The sequence below is a fragment of the Pseudoalteromonas sp. DSM 26666 genome (assembly GCF_900116475.1).
GTDB lineage: Bacteria > Pseudomonadota > Gammaproteobacteria > Enterobacterales > Alteromonadaceae > Pseudoalteromonas > Pseudoalteromonas tetraodonis.
The window spans coordinates 220,161-237,193 of the sequence record NZ_FPAR01000004.1; the positions used below are offsets into that span (position 1 = coordinate 220,161).

The window sequence follows — 17,033 nt, forward strand, 5'->3', positions numbered from 1 at the left end:
AAAAACCTGATAATTACCTATTCGTTTTATATTCAAGCCACTTTGAAGTCAAAGGGTTAAAATAATGCGTATAACGGATCGCTACATAGCCAACCACAGCGCTTGCTACTAGCAGCTCAAATACCGCTAAGTAATGTATTTGATTTATAAACTGCATATCCACGTTCATCGTTAGCATCCAATCCGCGAGTTTAAATAACGCTGTAGCACCAATGACCATGGGAAAGGTAAATGCAGCAAACCCTGGGCAAAACCTGCGGCGTAGTAATTTAAAAAATGCCGTATAAATAATGAGTGTCATTAGTATGGCAATACCAAATAAACCCCCAATAATCACTGGTGACGGTTGGGTCACCACAGTGAAATACCCCGCTAACGATAAACTTGCTGGCGCCGCTAAAATAGCCAGTGTAGGCTGTGCAGCATCAGGAATTTGCTCAGCAAATATTATCCGGTAAATCATTAACGGCAACATAACTGCGTACATTAACATGCCAAAATAAAGTGCCCCTTGTGCTAAAAATAGCAGTGCTGGGTTACCCGAGAACGCGACATCGGCAACAATAATCCCCACCGGTGGTACAAACCAACTTGGCACCATGTGTTCAATTTTAAACTCACGAACACGATGAATAATAAAGCTCAATAAAAATCCCAAATGCAATAAAAATGCGCCTACCCAAAGCACATCCCCTGCTAATGGATTAACGTGTCCTAACGAATTAGATACCACCAACGTTGCCATAGCAAAAGTAGGCACCACACTGCCTACAACAGGGTGCGCTAAGTCGGCTTTTAGTAATTGCGGGTGCAGTAAAAATTTTAAGCCAAGTATTAACAATAATACGCTCGCAATTGCCGCCCCAGTGTATTGCGCTGCCCCATTTACATTAAACATATTTTCCCAAGCCCAACCAAGGCTGGCTATGCCTAATGCTAATCCCCCCATTGGGGTGGGTGCGGTTATTACTTTGGCTTTTATACAATTAAACATGTTTATACTCCACACTCACTGTTTATCTTATAAAGAAGTTTAACCTTGCATTTTGTTTAGTTAAATCTAATTATATAGAACATACGTTCAGAAAAACTAAACACCAAGCTCATGAATATTTCTCTTAAACAACTTAAAGTGTTTGTAGGTATTACCCAGCATACAACGCTTAGCGCAGCCTCAGAGCGACTTTACTTGTCTAAAGCGGCACTCAGTATGTCTCTTAGCGAGCTTGAAAAACAATTAGGCCACCCACTGTTTGACCGGGTAAATCATCGCTTAATTTTAAATCAAGAAGGGCAAAAATTACTGCCCCTGGCCGATGAATTACTGCACAGAGCAAATGATATTAATACGCTTTTTTCGTCCCACGCAAAAGCCAGTGGCACGTTAAAAATAGGTGCTAGCGATACCATTGGTAATCATGTTTTGCCTTCAATACTCAGTAGATTTCGCCAACAACAGCAGCATTATTCTCAGCAGGTTTTTATTTCAAATTCTGAGCTTATTTGTCAAAAACTTATAGATTACGAGCTCGATATAGCACTTATTGAAGGCCAAGCACATCAAGGCGACTTAATCTCAACCGTGTTTAGTCAAGACACCATGTGTATTATTGCACCGCTATCCCATCCTTTAGCTAAAAAACCACAGCTTAGTTTTAATGACTTAGCAAACAGTCAATGGGTATTAAGGGAAGCTGGCTCTGGTTCACGCTCATTCTTTTTACAAAACCTCGCTACACATATCGATAATTGGAGCCAAAGTTTTGAGCTCAATACCACAGAGGCATTGATCAACAGCGTTGCTGAAGGGTTAGGGCTGGGATGTTTATCGTCACTCGCGGCACAGTACGCTTTACAAGATGGCCGCGTTACAAAACTTAATTTAAACCACCCTATGCAAAGGCAATTTTGGTTAGTAATGCATAAAGACAAATACAAAAATCCGCTGTTAACGCAGTTTATAGATTTTTGCGTTCACAATTAATCTACTCTTTTCGCGTGTGTTATAGTTTTTATCTTAAATCAAATACCACTTTCTGGGAGAAAGTCTATTAATAATGGGGGTTGAAATCATCGGATAGTGCCTTTCAGATAAAGGCTACATTTATCTTTTTCACCTCCTTAACTTCAAAAAGGATAAATTGACTTTTCCGTTTTAAGTGTCATTATTAAACAAACAAAACGCAAAAAAAAATATTTGAGTTAACATGGCTAAACCAAGTGTTGAAAGAGCACCCAAATTTGAACTTTCGAATGTAGACTACGAAAAAATAGGCAAATACATTAACAAATATGACGCTACAGATGAAAAAGGACATTATTTACATTGGAGTCTATTAAAATGGAGAGTCCCTCAAGCTGAAGCAAAAGATATTTGGTCTGCTATAAAGTTCAAAAGAACAATGCAAATGAAGTACATACCACTAAGATGTGATAAAGATAATTTATTTTCATACTGCACACCGCATTCAATGGAAGCAAAGCTTCATAAGATTATTAAAATTGCTGGTGGTAGTGTTGGTGCTGTAGCTGATAAAGCCGCATCAGATAAAATTCAACGTAAGTTTTTGGTCTCTTCTCTAATTATGGAAGAAGCTATAACAAGTGCCCAACTTGAAGGTGCCTCGACTACAAGAGAAGTAGCAAAAAAAATGCTGGAGGATGAAAGAGAGCCTGTAGATGAAGATGAAAGAATGATTCTCAATAACTTCTTTCTTTTGAAGCTTGCCGAGAAAAAAGCTAAAGCAGATTTAACCTTAGATCTAATTCTAGAATTCCACCAAAAGGCCACTAATTTAACTACGGAAAATAATGTTATCCCTGGTGAATTTAGAGAGGATAATGATATATATGTAGAAGATGATAGAGGAGAAATTGCTCATCAACCACCTAGCTTTGAGAAAATCTCTGAACGACTTCAATGTGTTTGTGATTTTGCAAATGAAGACCACTCTGGAATGAATGGTGGTGAGTTTATTCCCCCAGTAATCAAAGCAATTATCCTTCATTTTATGATCGGTTATGAGCACCCTTTTAGAGATGGGAATGGGAGGACTGCGAGAGCACTATTTTACTGGTTTATGCTTAAAAATGAATATGAGCTTTTCAGGTATATATCAATCAGTAAATTACTTAAAGACGACCCTAAAGGCTACGGCCTTTCTTACATGTATACAGAAAGAGATCAAAACGATTTGACATATTTTATCGATTTTCAACTTGATGTAATTTTAGATGCTTTTGAAGAACTACAAGAATATCTTAAATCTAAAACCGAAGAATTTAATGAAGTACTTCAAATTTTAGAAAATTCAAAGTTCAGTAATATATTAAACTTTGTGCAAAAGGATCTTGTCAAAAAAGGTACAAAAGAGCCTGGGAGAATTTTTACAGTTAAAGAAACTGCAAATTCTTACGGTATATCTGAAAATACTTCGAGAGGATATTTAAATAAATTAGTAGATTTGAAACTGCTTTTACCCACAAAAGACGGTAGAACTATTTTGTACTTTGCTCCATCAGACTTAATGAATAGATTGAAAGTAAATTAATTATTAGTAGCCGCCATAATAAAAAAGTAACTTTCTCAACTTAAACTGTCAGATTCGATTAACCAAAAATCGAATCTGACAGCTCACACTAACTTACTCTCTCATCTTAAAACGCGTAACTCATAGCCAAATTAATAGAACGACCCTGTCCTGCTAATTGATTGAACCCCTGCGTTGAATCTTGTTTAAACTCAGCAATACTTACGCCGCCCAGTGGTAATTCATAATACTCATCAAGCAGGTTGGTAATATCAACACTCACAGTCAATGCATCCCAACTGGCTTTTGAGCTTAAATTAAGTAAATGATACTGCTCGGTTTGGTTTTCTAGGCGGTTTTTATCTACGCGGGTTTTACTATCGACCCACTGCCACGTGAGTGCGTTTTCAAAGCGGCCTATTTGCTGGTTAATCGCAAATTGGGTTTGCAGTGGCTTAATTTGATAAAGCGGCTGATTGCTATCGTCGCGCTTACCACGGGTATTGGTAATGTTAGCTTTTAACGACCAACTACCAGACTGCTTAGACTCGTGCAGAGTAGCAACCGCATCTAGCTTTACTCCATAAAGCGTGGCATCTACGTTATTAAACATAAGTACATTACGAGTATTGGCAGCAAGCGCTGTGCGGTTAAAGCTTCTTACTCTGTTGACGTCAATATAATCATTTACATCGCTCACCCACGCATTAGCACTGATACGCCAGCTGTCGTCTTTAGCCATACGGGTATACGTAGTGCTAAGCGTATGTGCGGTTTCAGGTTTAAGGGCAATGTTACCAATATAGCCATTACCATCGCCGTACCAACCTATCATGGTGGTGGCCATATTGCCCACCCCCCAACTGTAACGTTCGTATAAATTAGGTGCGCGATTTTTACGAGCTAAACCAATTTGTAACTCGTCATTATTGCTTAGTTGATAGTTAATCAGCACGTTTGCATCGACTAGGTTATCTGTTTGTTTTTTGTTCTGATCATTAAACTCTTTAGCGGCCATTGCATCACTTGGCACCGCCATGGCCATCGCACTCATAGCGACCATACCTGCGTTATATGCTTGTACATCGTCGGTATTGGTTATTACATTTTCAAATCGAACGCCTGCATTTAACCACCAGCGAGTATTTAATTGGCTTTCATATTCAGCGAGCAGGGCAATACGCTGACGCCGGCCGTTATTAATATTGTTGTAGTCATTTGGCCCCATCATCATTGAGCCTTCAACCGCAGGCCACCAATCATCAATATTCATATAATGGTACTCTTGGGCGAGTAATAACTGGCTGTTGTTATCAAGCGCTAATCGCCATTTTAACTGAGTGCTTATATCTTCGGCGTCGGTTTCCATTGGCATTTTTCCGGTTTTTTCTGCGCTGAAAAAGCCCATTTCATGCTTTACGCTATGCCAATTTAACTGCGCTTCAAGCTCACTGTTTGTAAAAGCACGCTTATACTGGGCAACAGCGCCATAGCTGGTGTTATCTGTCATATCCATATATTGGTTAGCAAAGCCTTGATAGGGTATTTTTTGATGGCTTAGCTTAACAACTAATTGTTGCTTATCATCGCGCATGGCAGCGCTTAAACTATGGTTTTGCGCGCGGTACAGGGTATCGAGCACTAAATCGCCGTTACCATCTTCATAACTGTTAGCATCGCTAAACGCACCTTGATAATTAAAACTGAATACGTCGCTGGCAATGCGCATGCCCGCGCCTACCTTTTTGGCGTTATCTAGCGTATTGTATTGGGCTGATACGTAGCCAGAGTGCCAGCCAAGTTGCTTGCTTTCACTGTACTGAGGTGAAATAGAATTAACCGCGATCACCCCTGCAATATTATCGCCTCCCGCGCTTACCGGAGAAATACCTGCAACCACTTTGTAGCTACTAATTTGATTGGCTGAAATATACGACAGTGGCGGGTTCATTTGATTGGCACAGGCGGCGGTGATTTGCGCTCCATCGACCAGTACCGCCACTCTATCGCCCATTAAACCATTTAAAACAGGTAAGTTAGCCATACCACCGGCGGCTGAAAAGTCCACACCTAAATCAGTTAATAACGATTCAGATGAACCTAACGATAGGTGTTTGTTTTGTGCTTGACCGTGTACTTCAATCACTTCAATTGAGGCGTCATCTGCAAAGGCAACAGGCGATAGTACGCCACTTATAACAAGTGCCAAAGGCGATACTAAATAGGAGGTTAGGGGATTTTTTTTATCAGTCATTATTGATTTACCACAAAAATTTTGTGGGTAAATTATACGTGCTGCGGCAAGTTAAAAAGCGCGACATATTGTCGCACTTTGTTAATTTTTAACCCTGTTCGTCATCAAAAATGTCTTCTATTTTAAGTTTAAACAACCTTGCGGCCTTAAAAGCCAGTGGCAAGCTGGGATCGAACTTGCCCTTTTCAATGGCATTAATCGTTTGGCGCGATACATCCAACAGCTCGGCCAACTTTGCTTGAGTGAAATTATGCTCGGCTCTTAACACTTTTAATCTATTTTTCATTCATCACCTGCGCAATAGTGTTTATTAAGCACATACACACTAATTAAATACACCGCCCCCATTAAAAACATTAAGTCGGGTATTTGCGCTTTAAAATCAATTAAACCACTCAATTGTAAATTGGTGTATGCCAGCCCGCCTACTAACACTGCACCTAAGGTAAACCCCATGGCACTGAGATGTATTTTTTGCATTAATTCATCCATGCCTTGCAAATAGCGCTTGTTGGCTAAAATCATCCCTACGCCAGCAGCCAAATTTATAATAATAAAAAAGCCACTAATTAGCGCTGAACGATCCCAAATTAAAGTGGGGCCAAAGCTGCAAATAGCTAAAGTAAAAAGCCATATTAAGGTCCATTTAGCTAGGTAACTGGTATTTTTAATTTGGCGTTGTTTTAAATTTAATTCTGCTTTCATTGCCTTTATCCTGTTTTTAAAAGTAATGTTTACTTTACAAATATCATTCATGCCTTACAAAAAGTCAAGTTAACATTACATTTTAAATTTAACACTGCTTATTTTTGATTGCGTTAATACTTTGCTGAACTTACTTAACCATCCTTTGGTTGGCTTAAGTTAAATTTTATTCATCTTAAATTATGGTTTAGTCCATGACGAAAGAGAGCTTTTAATTTAAAATGCACGCCTCTTTACTCCTCATTTCCACATTCAACTAAATAAGCGTGTGTGCTTTATTTTTAAACGCACTGGCGTTTAGTTTGTTATTAAATTTTATTTATTATCTTCAAGGATTTTATATGGCCGTTGATACTACATCGCCGTCGGGGCAGCCCAATAGAACCGCTATTTTAATTGTGCTGGCGTTGGGTACTTTTATTTTGGGGTTATCTGAATTTTCTATGATGCCTATGTTGCCATTAATTAGTGAGGCATTTGGCAGTACCCCGTCACAAAGTGGTTATGCTATTAGTGCTTATGCTCTTGGGGTGGTGGTTGGCGCACCCATTTTAATGTTGGCAACGGCAAATATGCGAAAACGACGAGCGCTATTATTATTTTTAAGCTTAATGTGTATTTCAAACAGTTTAAGTGCATTAGCGACCTCGTTAGAACAACTGGTGCTGTTTAGGTTTTTAAGTGGCCTTCCCCATGGCGCTTATTTTGGTGCGGCGTTATTACTGGCCTCTGATATAGCACCGCAAGGAAAACGCGCTAGCTTTATGTCAAAAGTGTTTATGGGCTTAACCATAGCCACTATCGTTGGTGTGCCGGTGGTGACATTGGTTGGGCAAAATCTTAGTTGGCGTTATTGCCTCGCTGCGGCTGGGGTGTTGGCGTTTATTGCCTTTATTTTTGTGTATAACGTGGTGCCTAATGTTAAAAACACCCATACTTCTAACTTACTCAACGAATTAGGGGTGCTAAAAAACAAACTGGTTTGGTCAATATTAGGGATTGTTATTATTGGCTTTGGTGGCGTATTTTGTATTTATACCTATGTGGCCGATACGATCTTAGAGGTCACTCAGAGCGCGCCCTATACAATTTCAATTGCTATGGTGATGTTTGGTATTGGCTCTACGCTCGGTAATTACGTGCTAGGTAAAGCTGCCGATAAATCAGCGATAAAAACCACCGGATTTACGCTTGCCTCTACCATTGTTTTTGCATTTGCATATGTAAGTGCCAGCTATAATATTTATCTGCTGTATGCGGTTATATTTTTTATTGGCTGCAGCTTAGGGCTATCAACCTTAGTGCAAACGCTATTAATGGATGTATCACCTGACGGCCACGCCATGATTGGGGCATTAGTGCAGTGTGCGTTTAATATTGCAAATGCTATTGGCCCTTGGGTTGGCGGCATTGCTATTGCAAAAGGGGCAGCGCCAAATCAAACAGGCTATGTTGCTGCGGCTTTATTTTTAGGTGGGCTGTTAATGTGGCTGCTTAGTTATATACAAATTAGCGGCAACAAAACTAAACAGGCACAGCCTTGTTAATAAAAACAAAAAGAGCCGCTAAGCGGCTTTTTTTACATTTTACTCTTTAGCGTATTAAACGCTAATAGATGACATATCAATAACAAAACGGTATCGCACATCAGAGCGTTCCATACGCTCATAAGCGGTGTTAATTTCGTCTATGTTGATCATTTCACACTCTGGCAGTACGTTGTGCTCACCACAAAAATCAAGCATTTGCTGTGTTTCTGCAATGCCGCCAATTAACGAACCAGCCACACGACGACGACCCATTAAAAGAGGAACTGTGTTTAGCTCATCTACTGGGCCTACTTGGCCAACAATAACCAAGGTACCATCGATATCAAGTAGTGGTGTGTAAATTGATAAGTCATGCTTTACAGGCACGGTATCAATAATGACATCAAACGCTGACTGCGCATTTTTCATTTCATCATCATTGTTTGATACTAAATAATGCTGTGCGCCGAGCTTAATTGCATCTTCTTTTTTAGACTCAGTACGACCAATAACAGTAACGGTTGCACCCATTGCTACTGCATTTTTAACCGCCATATGACCTAATCCACCAAGGCCTACCACTGCAACACGGCTACCTGTTTTTACACCCCATTTATGTAATGGTGAATAAGTAGTAATACCGGCGCAAAGTAACGGCGCCACGCGCGATAATTCTAAGTTTTCAGGCACTGATAATACAAACTCTTCGCGTACTACAACGTGTTTAGAGTAACCACCTTGAGTCATTTCGCCGTTAACTCTATCGGTCCCGCTGTAAGTACCGACCATGCCTTCACGACAAAATTGCTCTTCGTGATTATCACATTGGTCACAGCTTTGGCAGGAGTCAACCATACACCCTACGGCAACGGTATCGCCTTGTTTGTATTTTTTTACATCACTACCGACTGATATTACTTTACCTACAATTTCGTGCCCAGGAACTAATGGGTAATTACTACCCCCCCAGTCGTTACGCACTGCGTGTAAGTCTGAATGGCACACACCACAATATAAAATTTCTATTGCTACATCGTTATTTCGTAAATCGCGGCGCTCAAAAGAAAACTCTGTAAGCTCAGAACCTTGGCTTTTTGCTGCATATCCGACTGTTTTCATAATAACTCCATAGTTTATTAAAAATCATCCACAGTATGCATTGTCAGCTATGAACATAAGCTGATCATGTGCAACTGCAAATAGCCCCATAAAGTGCAGGGCTGTTTATTAGTATTCAATTATTCCACAACAACGGCATTTAACTCGTCAATCAGTGTTTTAATACGCTGTGCATTTTTACCTAAATCACTTTTACCAATGCGTGATTTACTACGTATGTCGACCACACGCTTACTGCCTTTATCGTTAATACGAACCACAACATCGTCTTTAAAGCCAAACCAGGTCGTGGTGTCTGTTGCTTCAACAATGCCATTATTAACATCACTATTAACCAGTTCCCAGCCTAAGTTTTCCATGGCTTTAGTAATTGCTGCCACCAGCTCTGTTTGGGTTTGGTTGTACTCGAGCGGTTTTAGTTCTGGGTACGCTTCACGTTGCTGCGCTGCCGTTTCTTCACCCGCGTAAGCAACAGGGTTAGGTGCATCAGCACGCAAAGGCACAACCGCAACAAACTTAGGTGGGTTAATTAAATCGGTAGAAATATCATGAATTGGCGGAACACTTTTTGCTGTATTCATCATGTTAATCGGCATTGCAATCGCAACAGCTGCAAAAATAACCGTGACCACTGCACTGGTTAGGCTCACTGTTTTACGCATGAATAGCACTTGAACTAATAATAAGGCTAATGCTGCCCCACCAACATAAACGCCTAATCTAAAACCAGCAAAGGCAGTACCTAGTTCAACAATATTAAATTTATAAAGAGGTCCCGGTAGTACCACCATTAAAAAAGCGATAAGCCCAACTAAGGTCACTAAATGTTTCATTGCCTACTCCGTTATTGTTATATGGTTATTGTTTTTTAAACAAGCTTTATACTGTTAACACTCCAATTTAGATTACTATGACCGATAAGTATCTATAAAGTCATAATTTATTGCCCTTTTAAAGTTGATAACTTGACTCCTTGGTAAAAATCAACAAACTACGGGGGTAAAATTATCAGGGTATTATTATTTATGAAAACAGAGATTAGTTATCGGTTTGAGTCATCACAAGTAGCCAACCGCTTTTTACACGAATTAAAAGATTGGCCAGTCAATGACGTAAAAACACGTCTTTTTAATGGCGGCGACAGCGTTAAAGTAAGCTACGAATATGATGAAAGCGGATTTGATTATACGGTTGCCGAACTTGATGATTTAGCCGAGCAACACGGCGGACAAGAAGTATCGAGTTAAGATACTTATACCTACGCTCAATAGCCACAACACACTTTGTAGCCATGCCTGCATTGTAAACTTTAAGCTTACAAAGTTATGTAGCAATAGGTATTACACAACGTATTAAAGACCCCATACCCACTTTACTTTCAACCTCTATAGTGCCATTGTGCTCTTTAAGTACATTGTAAACTATAGCCATTCCCATACCAGTGCCTTGGCCTACGGGTTTAGTGGTAAAGAAGGGATCGAACATTTGTTTAAGTGTATCAGCGTCCATTCCACAGCCGTTATCTGCCACCTCTATGTAAATATTGTTTTCATTGGCAAACAGCTTAACTCTTATTTTTCCTTGCTGATCGCGCAAATCGTCGCAGGCGTGTTTGGCATTAATTAATAAGTTTACAAACACTTGTTTCATCGATGATATATTACACCGTGTTAGAGGTAACTTTTCAATGTGTAACTCTATAGCACATGCCCCTAGCTGGTTGTCGAGTAGTTTTAGTGTGCCATTGAGTGATTCTGTAATATCTGCCATTGCAGTTACGTTGTCTTTTAGGCTTGCAAAGTCAACAAGGTTATTAACAATATGAGCGATACGTTCTAATCCCTCTTGGGTATCATCAACTAAGTCATCAATATCGTCCACAATAAAGCTTAAATCGTTCTCTTGATTGAGCTGAACTAAAATAGACTCTAACTGCGATACTGAAATCGATTTATCTACAAATTGTTGAGCCGCCGTCATTAACGAAACCAACACGGGCTTTATAAATTTTATACTTTCTACATTGCTGGTTATGTAAGCAAGCGGGTTATTTATTTCGTGGGCCATCCCAGCAGAGAGTGTCCCTAGCGTGGCCATTTTTTCACTTTGCATTAAGGTTATTTGTTGGTTTTTAACCGTTTCGAGCTTTTCTTCCAGCTCTTGATTAACAATAAACAATGCCCGTGTTTTGTCTTCTAGTAGGGTTTCTAATTGATCTCTGGCTGATTTTTCGCGCAAATACGCTTTTTTATAATTGTAGTCGTCTTCAGCCATGGGGAGTCTCATATTTTATTTCAATTAAACACGAATCAAACCCATCATGCATACACTGGGCATGATTAAGTTTAGCATCAACCCCATAATGAGTCGCAGCACCAAAAATAAGCCCTTCGGCGCACATACAAAGCTGTCGCTTAGAGTTGTAACGCATTAAAATAAACCCGTCTTCAATAATTTGGGCGTCAATTTCAGGTAAATTAGGCTCATGATAAAGCTTAGCTACTTCAACATGAATTACTTTATCAATACCAATAATGAGATCAGCAAAACAATTAAAGTTAGCAACAATGCTTGGATGACGTGCCTTTAAGTGAGAAAATAAATACTCTCCAAAGGCCTTTAATACCTCTGGCATAGACATAGAAAGTGCAGTTGCTACATCTTGGGCTAAACCAACTATTTCTTCATCCGGGTAACTTTCTGCAGAAATATAAACACGACCCTCAGGTGCATTTTTTTCAAGTAAGTCGTCCCATGCAGCCATGCCACATTTTTCAATAACCAGTGCTTCAAGCCCTCTAAAGATAACGCCTTTCATGCATGTTCCCTCTATTATCACTTTTAGATTGTTAGCTGCATCTTCAATTAGTTACAAACGCTCGCTACCTTACGGCTCATATGTACACTAGGGTAATAAGTCTTACCCTATAAAATATCAGCATTAAAGTAATAATAGTTTAGTGCTTGTAAAACGCCCAAAAATGTTCGTTATTTGCATGGTCAACGTTTAACATTAAGTGACATTAAGGAAGCGTGCTCACATTCTGCTTTTTACTCTATTGGTGGCAAGGCTATTGGCAGGGTCGTCTGGCCAAAAATGTTTGGGGTAGCGCCCTTTCATCTCTTTTTGTACCTCGCGGTAACTACTATTCCAAAAATGTGCTAAGTCTTGGGTTAACTGTAGTGAACGCTTGCCTGGCGATAACAACTCCATTAGCAATGCTAATTTACCGTTAGCTAGCATAGGTGTACTGGTTAAACCATATACCTCTTGCATGCGCACACTAAGCTTGGCAGGTCCATCAAGTTGGTATTCAATTTTTATGTTAGAGCCACTTGGTACTGTTAGTCGCAGTGGGAGTAAAGATTTTAGCTCGCTTTGCTGTTGCCAATTAAAACTGTTTTGTAGTGCCTCAAAATAATTAAACTTTTTAAGTTGCTCAAGGGTTTTAATATCTTCAAGGTATACCCCTAACCAATCACCTGCTGTTTCAATGAGCTGCTGCTGATTAATAACAGGAAACTGTTCTGGCATCAATTTGCTGGCTAGGCACATTCTAATAAGTAACTGCTCACTTTCTTTTTGCTCGTTAAACAGTGAAAAGCCCTGCTTGGCAAACACACTAAGCCATGCCTTGGCACGCTCTGTTTTATCAAGCTTATGTTTACTTGGTTGGCTGCTAAGGGTAATTTCTCCAAGTTTTACTTCATCTTGATGAATAAACCGAGCAGCTTTTTCATCAAACTCGCAGCGGGTCAACTCAGTGAATAAATGCGGTAAATACTCTTTAAGCGCTACTGGATTTAGCGCCGTGGCCGCAAAAACTCGCCCGCCTTTGTGTCCGCCCATACTGGCAATAGCTATATATTCGTCATTATGCCAGTAGTCAGGGTTTAGCTCGGCCCCTGCGCCATTAGCAAGTAAGTAGCCATTACCACGTTTTTTAGCGATGCGATCTGGGTAGGCAAGCGACACTAATAAGCTTAAATGATCGGTGTTTAAATCTGTTTTGCTGTCGGTAAATTTTAAGCGTTTTAACCAATAATTTAATTGTTGCTTAAACACAGGATGCGGACGCTGCTGTTGACTATGCAGTGCTAGGTTGAGCTCATTGGCAGTACTAACTCGGCTTTCTAGTAAGGCGACTAAATAAATAGCTAAGCGATAAATCCCACTTAACTGTGGTTCTAGCATTTGCGCTTTTAATAACATGTGCGCTAGGCGAATATCGGCACCAAAGCCCAACATTTTACTCCCCAGTGCGGTGAGCTTACCGTGGCTATCTATCGCTTCAAGCATAGATAATAAATTGGTAGCTTGGTTGCATTGTTGCTCACTCGGCGGGTCAAGTAAGGTGAGTTCACTAATGCTTGCGCCCCACTGCTTCGCCTCAAGCATCAGTTGGCTAATATCTGAGGTAAGAATATCAGGGTTATCGTGGCTGTTTCGTCGCTCAAAAGTTTGTTTTGAACCTAAACGATACACAACCCCTGGTTCTATTCGTCCTGCACGCCCTGCGCGTTGTACTGCCGATGAACGAGATATACTTTGAGTCGTCAGCTCAGTTACACCGGTTTTTAAATTAAAGCTGGCTGCACGGCGCTTGCCGCTATCAATCACAATTCGAATGCCTTCAATGGTTAAGCTGGTTTCGGCAACATTGGTGGTCAGTACTACTTTTCGCATCCCTTGAGGCGCAGGTGCTATTGCAGCTTGTTGATTGGCTTTATCTTGCTCACCAAATAATGTGGCAACTAGGAAGTTGCTAGGTAAGTCGCTCAATGCTTGTTGCACGCGCAGTATTTCTCGTTGGCCGGGTAAAAATACCAGCGCACTGCCGGTTTGCTCATTGAGTGCTTGTTTTATTATTGAAGGGATAGCATCAAGCCAGCGGCTTTCATCTTTTATTGGGCAATATATTTCGTCAATCGGGTAACTTCGCCCGCTTGACTGAATAACTGGGCAATTAAAAAATGCGGTATAACGATCGCTATCGAGGGTGGCCGACATCAGCATAATGGTTAAATCTTCACGTAGCGCCGCTTGCGATTCTAAAGCAAAAGCCAGCGCGGTATCTGCTGCGATAGAGCGCTCATGAAACTCATCAAAAATCAGTAAATCAACATCACTGAGCTCAGGGTCATTTTGTAACATGCGTGTCAGCATGCCTTCGGTGACTATTTCAAGGCGCGTGTTCGCACTTACTTTACTCTCACCTCGCACCCGTAAACCAACACTTTGTCCAAGGGATTCGTTTTGGCATTGGGCTAGGTAATTGGCAATATTACGTGCAGCTAAGCGCCGCGGCTCCAACATCACTATGTGTTTATAATGCCCATCGCGCATAAGCTGTAATGGCAACCACGTTGATTTACCTGCACCAGGCGGCGCTTGCAGTAAGGTGATTGGGTTGGCTTTTAATGCATCAATAAGTGAGTTATATATTTCTTGAACCGGCAGCACGCTATTTACCCTAAATTACTTTGCCGCCATTGTAGCAAAAATTAGCAGTTATTTATGCAGGGTACGGCTATGTGCTTGGCTTATCATTTCGTCTAATATTTTAGCCTCTTGCTGCTGCGCTTTATTTTGATCAGCACGATGCCTATTACTCACTATCCCTTCTATGCCTTTGGTAAAGCTCATTTGCTTAAAACAAGCTTGCTGTTGACGTAATTCATCTTGCTGTGAATCATTAATCCGCGCTTGTTGCTGCGCTGACAAACCAGACAAAATGCGTTTCATCCCTGATAAATTTTGTAAGCTTATCGCTGAGCTCATTTGCTGGTTTTTATCCATACTGTTTATGTGCTGCTGTAGCTGCAATAGTCGCTGCTGCTCTAAGTTACTTCTTTGTTGTAATTGAGTTTGCTCGGCCAGCATTTTATCTAATTTTTGTTGTTGTAATCCTAAAAATTTATTAAGCATTCAGTTCACCCATCACTGCATTTAACTGATTCACTGACTGTGAGAAATCCACTTGTTCGTTCAATCCTTGGCATAAAAATGATTCGATTTGTGGATACAAATTTACCGCACTGTCGAGTTCCGGATCTTTACCTGCCTGATACGCCCCTAAAGGAATAAGCTCATGTACTTGCATATAGCGGCTATAAAGTTTTTTCAATTTATAACAAAAGCTCAATTGCTCATCGCTCACTATATTTGGCATCACTCGACTAATCGATGAACCAATATTAATGGCCGGATAGTGGCCCTTTTCTGCTAATGTGCGATCCAATACTATATGGCCATCAAGAATTGCTCTGGCATTATCGGCTATTGGGTCTTGTTGATCATCCCCCTCAGCTAATACCGTATAAATGGCGGTCATGCTGCCTTTACTTTTTTCACTATTACCGGAGCTTTCAACCAACTGGGTTAATTTACTAAATACCGATGGCGGGTACCCTTTAGATGCGGGCAGCTCGCCTACCGATAGGCCAATTTCACGCTGTGCTTGCGCATAGCGGGTTAATGAGTCCATTAATAGCAATACATTTGAGTTTTTATCTCTAAAATAGGCCGCCAGTTTATGACTAAGCTCGGCGGCTTTAATACGCAATAAGGGAGAATCGTCCGCTGGGGATGCAATCACAATAGCCTTTTTTAACCCTTCTTTACCTAAGCTTTGCTCAATAAAATCTTTTACTTCCCAACCACGCTCACCGACTAGGCTTACAATGACTACATCGGCCGAGGTAAAGCGGGTCATCATGCCAAGTAATTTACTTTTACCCACACCCGAACCTGCAAATAACCCTAAACGCTGGCCTTTACCCACACTAAATAGGCTATTAATAGCGCGAATACCCACATCTAACGGCTCGGTAACGCCTTTGCGCTCCAGTGGCGTTAAAGAATAATCGTTACCCAATTTACTGGCGCTTTTTGTGCTGTCTTGTTCAAGTGGGCCTAGGTTATCAATGGGTAGCATTTGCGCATCAATTACTCGCCCTAATAGCTTTTCTGAAATAGCCACATGGCTGTTTTTTATAACCGGCCTGACTCGCCCACCAGAATATAAATTTTGTATTTTTTTCAAGGGCATTAAATAGGCTTCATCTAGATTAAAACCCACAACTTCAGCGTCATACCAGTGACCGTCAACACTCTCAACTTGGTACTTTTCGCCCATAGCGAATTGCCCACCCGTCGCGGTAAGTGTTAAACCATTTACTCGCGTTAAACGACCATAGCTTTTAACTAATTCAGGCGGGGTTAGCGCTGTCAGCGCAGATTTTAAGCTAGTGTGTAGGGGGTTAGTCATGTGGCTGCGCTTTGAGTATTTCAGGTATCACTTCATCCAGTAAGCTTTGTAGGCGCTCTGAAAAAGAAAACCGATGTGTTTGTTGCTCTGCCACCAGTTCAACGTCTCCACTGATCAGAGCCTCATCAAAGTAAACCGGCACCGAAAATTCAGCTAAACGCGCATCATTAAAGCAGTGGCGATCAGCCCCTGAGATCATAACTTTTGTTACTACATCGCGATTGCTAAGCAAGGTAATGGCTTTTTCAATCAGCTGCGCGCGTATTTCGGGGCGTACTTTTAGCTCGCAGTCAATAACGTGCTCTGCTAACCTGCTTATCATCAAGGCAAGGTCTTGTTTAAACTCATCATTAAAGTTAAGTAGTTCGTTATTCGCTTTATCAAATAAAGTGTTAAAACGTTCAATAAGCTGTGTTTTTTGCGCCTCAAGACGCTCAGTAACACGCAACTCTATTTGTTGCTCCATTTGCTGCTCTAATTCGCTTTGCTTATTGGCAGCCCCTTGCGCGAGCCCTTCTTCATAGCCCTGCTGTAAACCAATACGCTGAGCAGCATCTAAACGCTCTTGCAGCGTTTGATGTTGCTCATTTTTATTTAAAGTGGGAAACCTAAATGCTTGACTCAT

16 protein-coding genes are annotated in these 17,033 nt (G+C 40.7%); 4 read left to right on the forward strand and 12 right to left on the reverse strand.

Annotated elements, in window-relative coordinates; genetic code table 11:
- Positions 1 to 13: 13 nt before the first annotated feature.
- Positions 14 to 994 carry a TDT family transporter gene (locus tag BM380_RS09255; protein ID WP_090494076.1) on the reverse strand — a complete coding sequence of 327 codons (981 nt, stop codon included), beginning with the start codon at positions 992 to 994 and terminating at the stop codon, positions 14 to 16.
- A 111-nt stretch (positions 995 to 1,105) separates the two neighbouring features.
- Here BM380_RS09255 and BM380_RS09260 point away from each other — a divergent pair, with 111 nt between their 5' ends.
- Both BM380_RS09260 and BM380_RS09265 read left to right on the forward strand, forming a co-directional pair.
- Positions 1,106 to 1,984 (forward strand): LysR family transcriptional regulator, encoded by an 879-nt coding sequence (locus BM380_RS09260; protein WP_090494078.1) that lies wholly within the window; start codon positions 1,106 to 1,108, stop codon positions 1,982 to 1,984.
- A gap of 223 nt (positions 1,985 to 2,207) precedes the next feature.
- Positions 2,208 to 3,551 carry a Fic family protein gene (locus BM380_RS09265; RefSeq protein WP_036983282.1) on the forward strand — a complete coding sequence of 448 codons (1,344 nt, stop codon included), beginning with the start codon at positions 2,208 to 2,210 and terminating at the stop codon, positions 3,549 to 3,551.
- A 106-nt stretch (positions 3,552 to 3,657) separates the two neighbouring features.
- Here BM380_RS09265 and BM380_RS09270 read toward each other — a convergent pair whose 3' ends face one another.
- From BM380_RS09270 to BM380_RS09280, 3 genes are all read right to left on the reverse strand, one after another.
- Positions 3,658 to 5,784 carry a TonB-dependent receptor plug domain-containing protein gene (locus BM380_RS09270; protein WP_090494080.1) on the reverse strand — a complete coding sequence of 709 codons (2,127 nt, stop codon included), beginning with the start codon at positions 5,782 to 5,784 and terminating at the stop codon, positions 3,658 to 3,660.
- Positions 5,785 to 5,872: 88 nt separating this feature from the next.
- Positions 5,873 to 6,070, reverse strand: coding sequence for a helix-turn-helix transcriptional regulator (locus BM380_RS09275; protein ID WP_013464415.1), 198 nt, complete (start codon positions 6,068 to 6,070; stop codon positions 5,873 to 5,875).
- The gene (locus BM380_RS09280) at positions 6,067 to 6,489 is read right to left on the reverse strand and encodes a hypothetical protein (protein ID WP_028835426.1); all 423 of its coding nucleotides are present in this window, start codon (positions 6,487 to 6,489) and stop codon (positions 6,067 to 6,069) included. The genes BM380_RS09275 and BM380_RS09280 overlap by 4 nt, the downstream gene beginning before the upstream one ends.
- 341 nt (positions 6,490 to 6,830) lie before the next feature.
- Between BM380_RS09280 and BM380_RS09285 the strand changes: the two genes are divergently transcribed.
- Positions 6,831 to 8,036: an MFS transporter gene (locus BM380_RS09285; RefSeq protein ID WP_013464413.1), complete on the forward strand. Its 1,206-nt coding sequence runs from the start codon at positions 6,831 to 6,833 to the stop codon at positions 8,034 to 8,036.
- Between the two features lie 54 nt (positions 8,037 to 8,090).
- On the opposite strand, the gene BM380_RS09290 is transcribed toward BM380_RS09285, so the two are convergent.
- Positions 8,091 to 9,137: an NAD(P)-dependent alcohol dehydrogenase gene (locus BM380_RS09290; protein WP_013464412.1), complete on the reverse strand. Its 1,047-nt coding sequence runs from the start codon at positions 9,135 to 9,137 to the stop codon at positions 8,091 to 8,093.
- Between the two features lie 119 nt (positions 9,138 to 9,256).
- Positions 9,257 to 9,970: a DUF1499 domain-containing protein gene (locus BM380_RS09295; protein ID WP_013464411.1), complete on the reverse strand. Its 714-nt coding sequence runs from the start codon at positions 9,968 to 9,970 to the stop codon at positions 9,257 to 9,259.
- A 192-nt stretch (positions 9,971 to 10,162) separates the two neighbouring features.
- Here BM380_RS09295 and BM380_RS09300 point away from each other — a divergent pair, with 192 nt between their 5' ends.
- Positions 10,163 to 10,384: a hypothetical protein gene (locus BM380_RS09300; protein WP_008108632.1), complete on the forward strand. Its 222-nt coding sequence runs from the start codon at positions 10,163 to 10,165 to the stop codon at positions 10,382 to 10,384.
- Between the two features lie 76 nt (positions 10,385 to 10,460).
- Here BM380_RS09300 and BM380_RS09305 read toward each other — a convergent pair whose 3' ends face one another.
- From BM380_RS09305 to BM380_RS09330, 6 genes are all read right to left on the reverse strand, one after another.
- Positions 10,461 to 11,411, reverse strand: a complete 951-nt coding sequence (locus BM380_RS09305; protein ID WP_090494082.1) for a sensor histidine kinase — start codon at positions 11,409 to 11,411, stop codon at positions 10,461 to 10,463.
- Positions 11,404 to 11,955 carry a heme NO-binding domain-containing protein gene (locus BM380_RS09310; protein ID WP_090494084.1) on the reverse strand — a complete coding sequence of 184 codons (552 nt, stop codon included), beginning with the start codon at positions 11,953 to 11,955 and terminating at the stop codon, positions 11,404 to 11,406. Before BM380_RS09310 ends, BM380_RS09305 begins: the two co-directional genes overlap by 8 nt.
- 219 nt (positions 11,956 to 12,174) lie before the next feature.
- On the reverse strand, positions 12,175 to 14,601 hold the full coding sequence (gene hrpB, locus BM380_RS09315; RefSeq protein ID WP_090494086.1) for an ATP-dependent helicase HrpB: 2,427 nt from the start codon (positions 14,599 to 14,601) through the stop codon (positions 12,175 to 12,177).
- Positions 14,602 to 14,649: 48 nt separating this feature from the next.
- Positions 14,650 to 15,066 carry a hypothetical protein gene (locus tag BM380_RS09320; protein WP_090494088.1) on the reverse strand — a complete coding sequence of 139 codons (417 nt, stop codon included), beginning with the start codon at positions 15,064 to 15,066 and terminating at the stop codon, positions 14,650 to 14,652.
- On the reverse strand, positions 15,059 to 16,408 hold the full coding sequence (locus BM380_RS09325; RefSeq protein WP_090494090.1) for a FliI/YscN family ATPase: 1,350 nt from the start codon (positions 16,406 to 16,408) through the stop codon (positions 15,059 to 15,061). Before BM380_RS09325 ends, BM380_RS09320 begins: the two co-directional genes overlap by 8 nt.
- A complete protein-coding gene (locus BM380_RS09330; protein WP_090494092.1) occupies positions 16,401 to 17,033 on the reverse strand; it encodes a FliH/SctL family protein in 633 nt (210 codons plus the stop codon). Before BM380_RS09330 ends, BM380_RS09325 begins: the two co-directional genes overlap by 8 nt.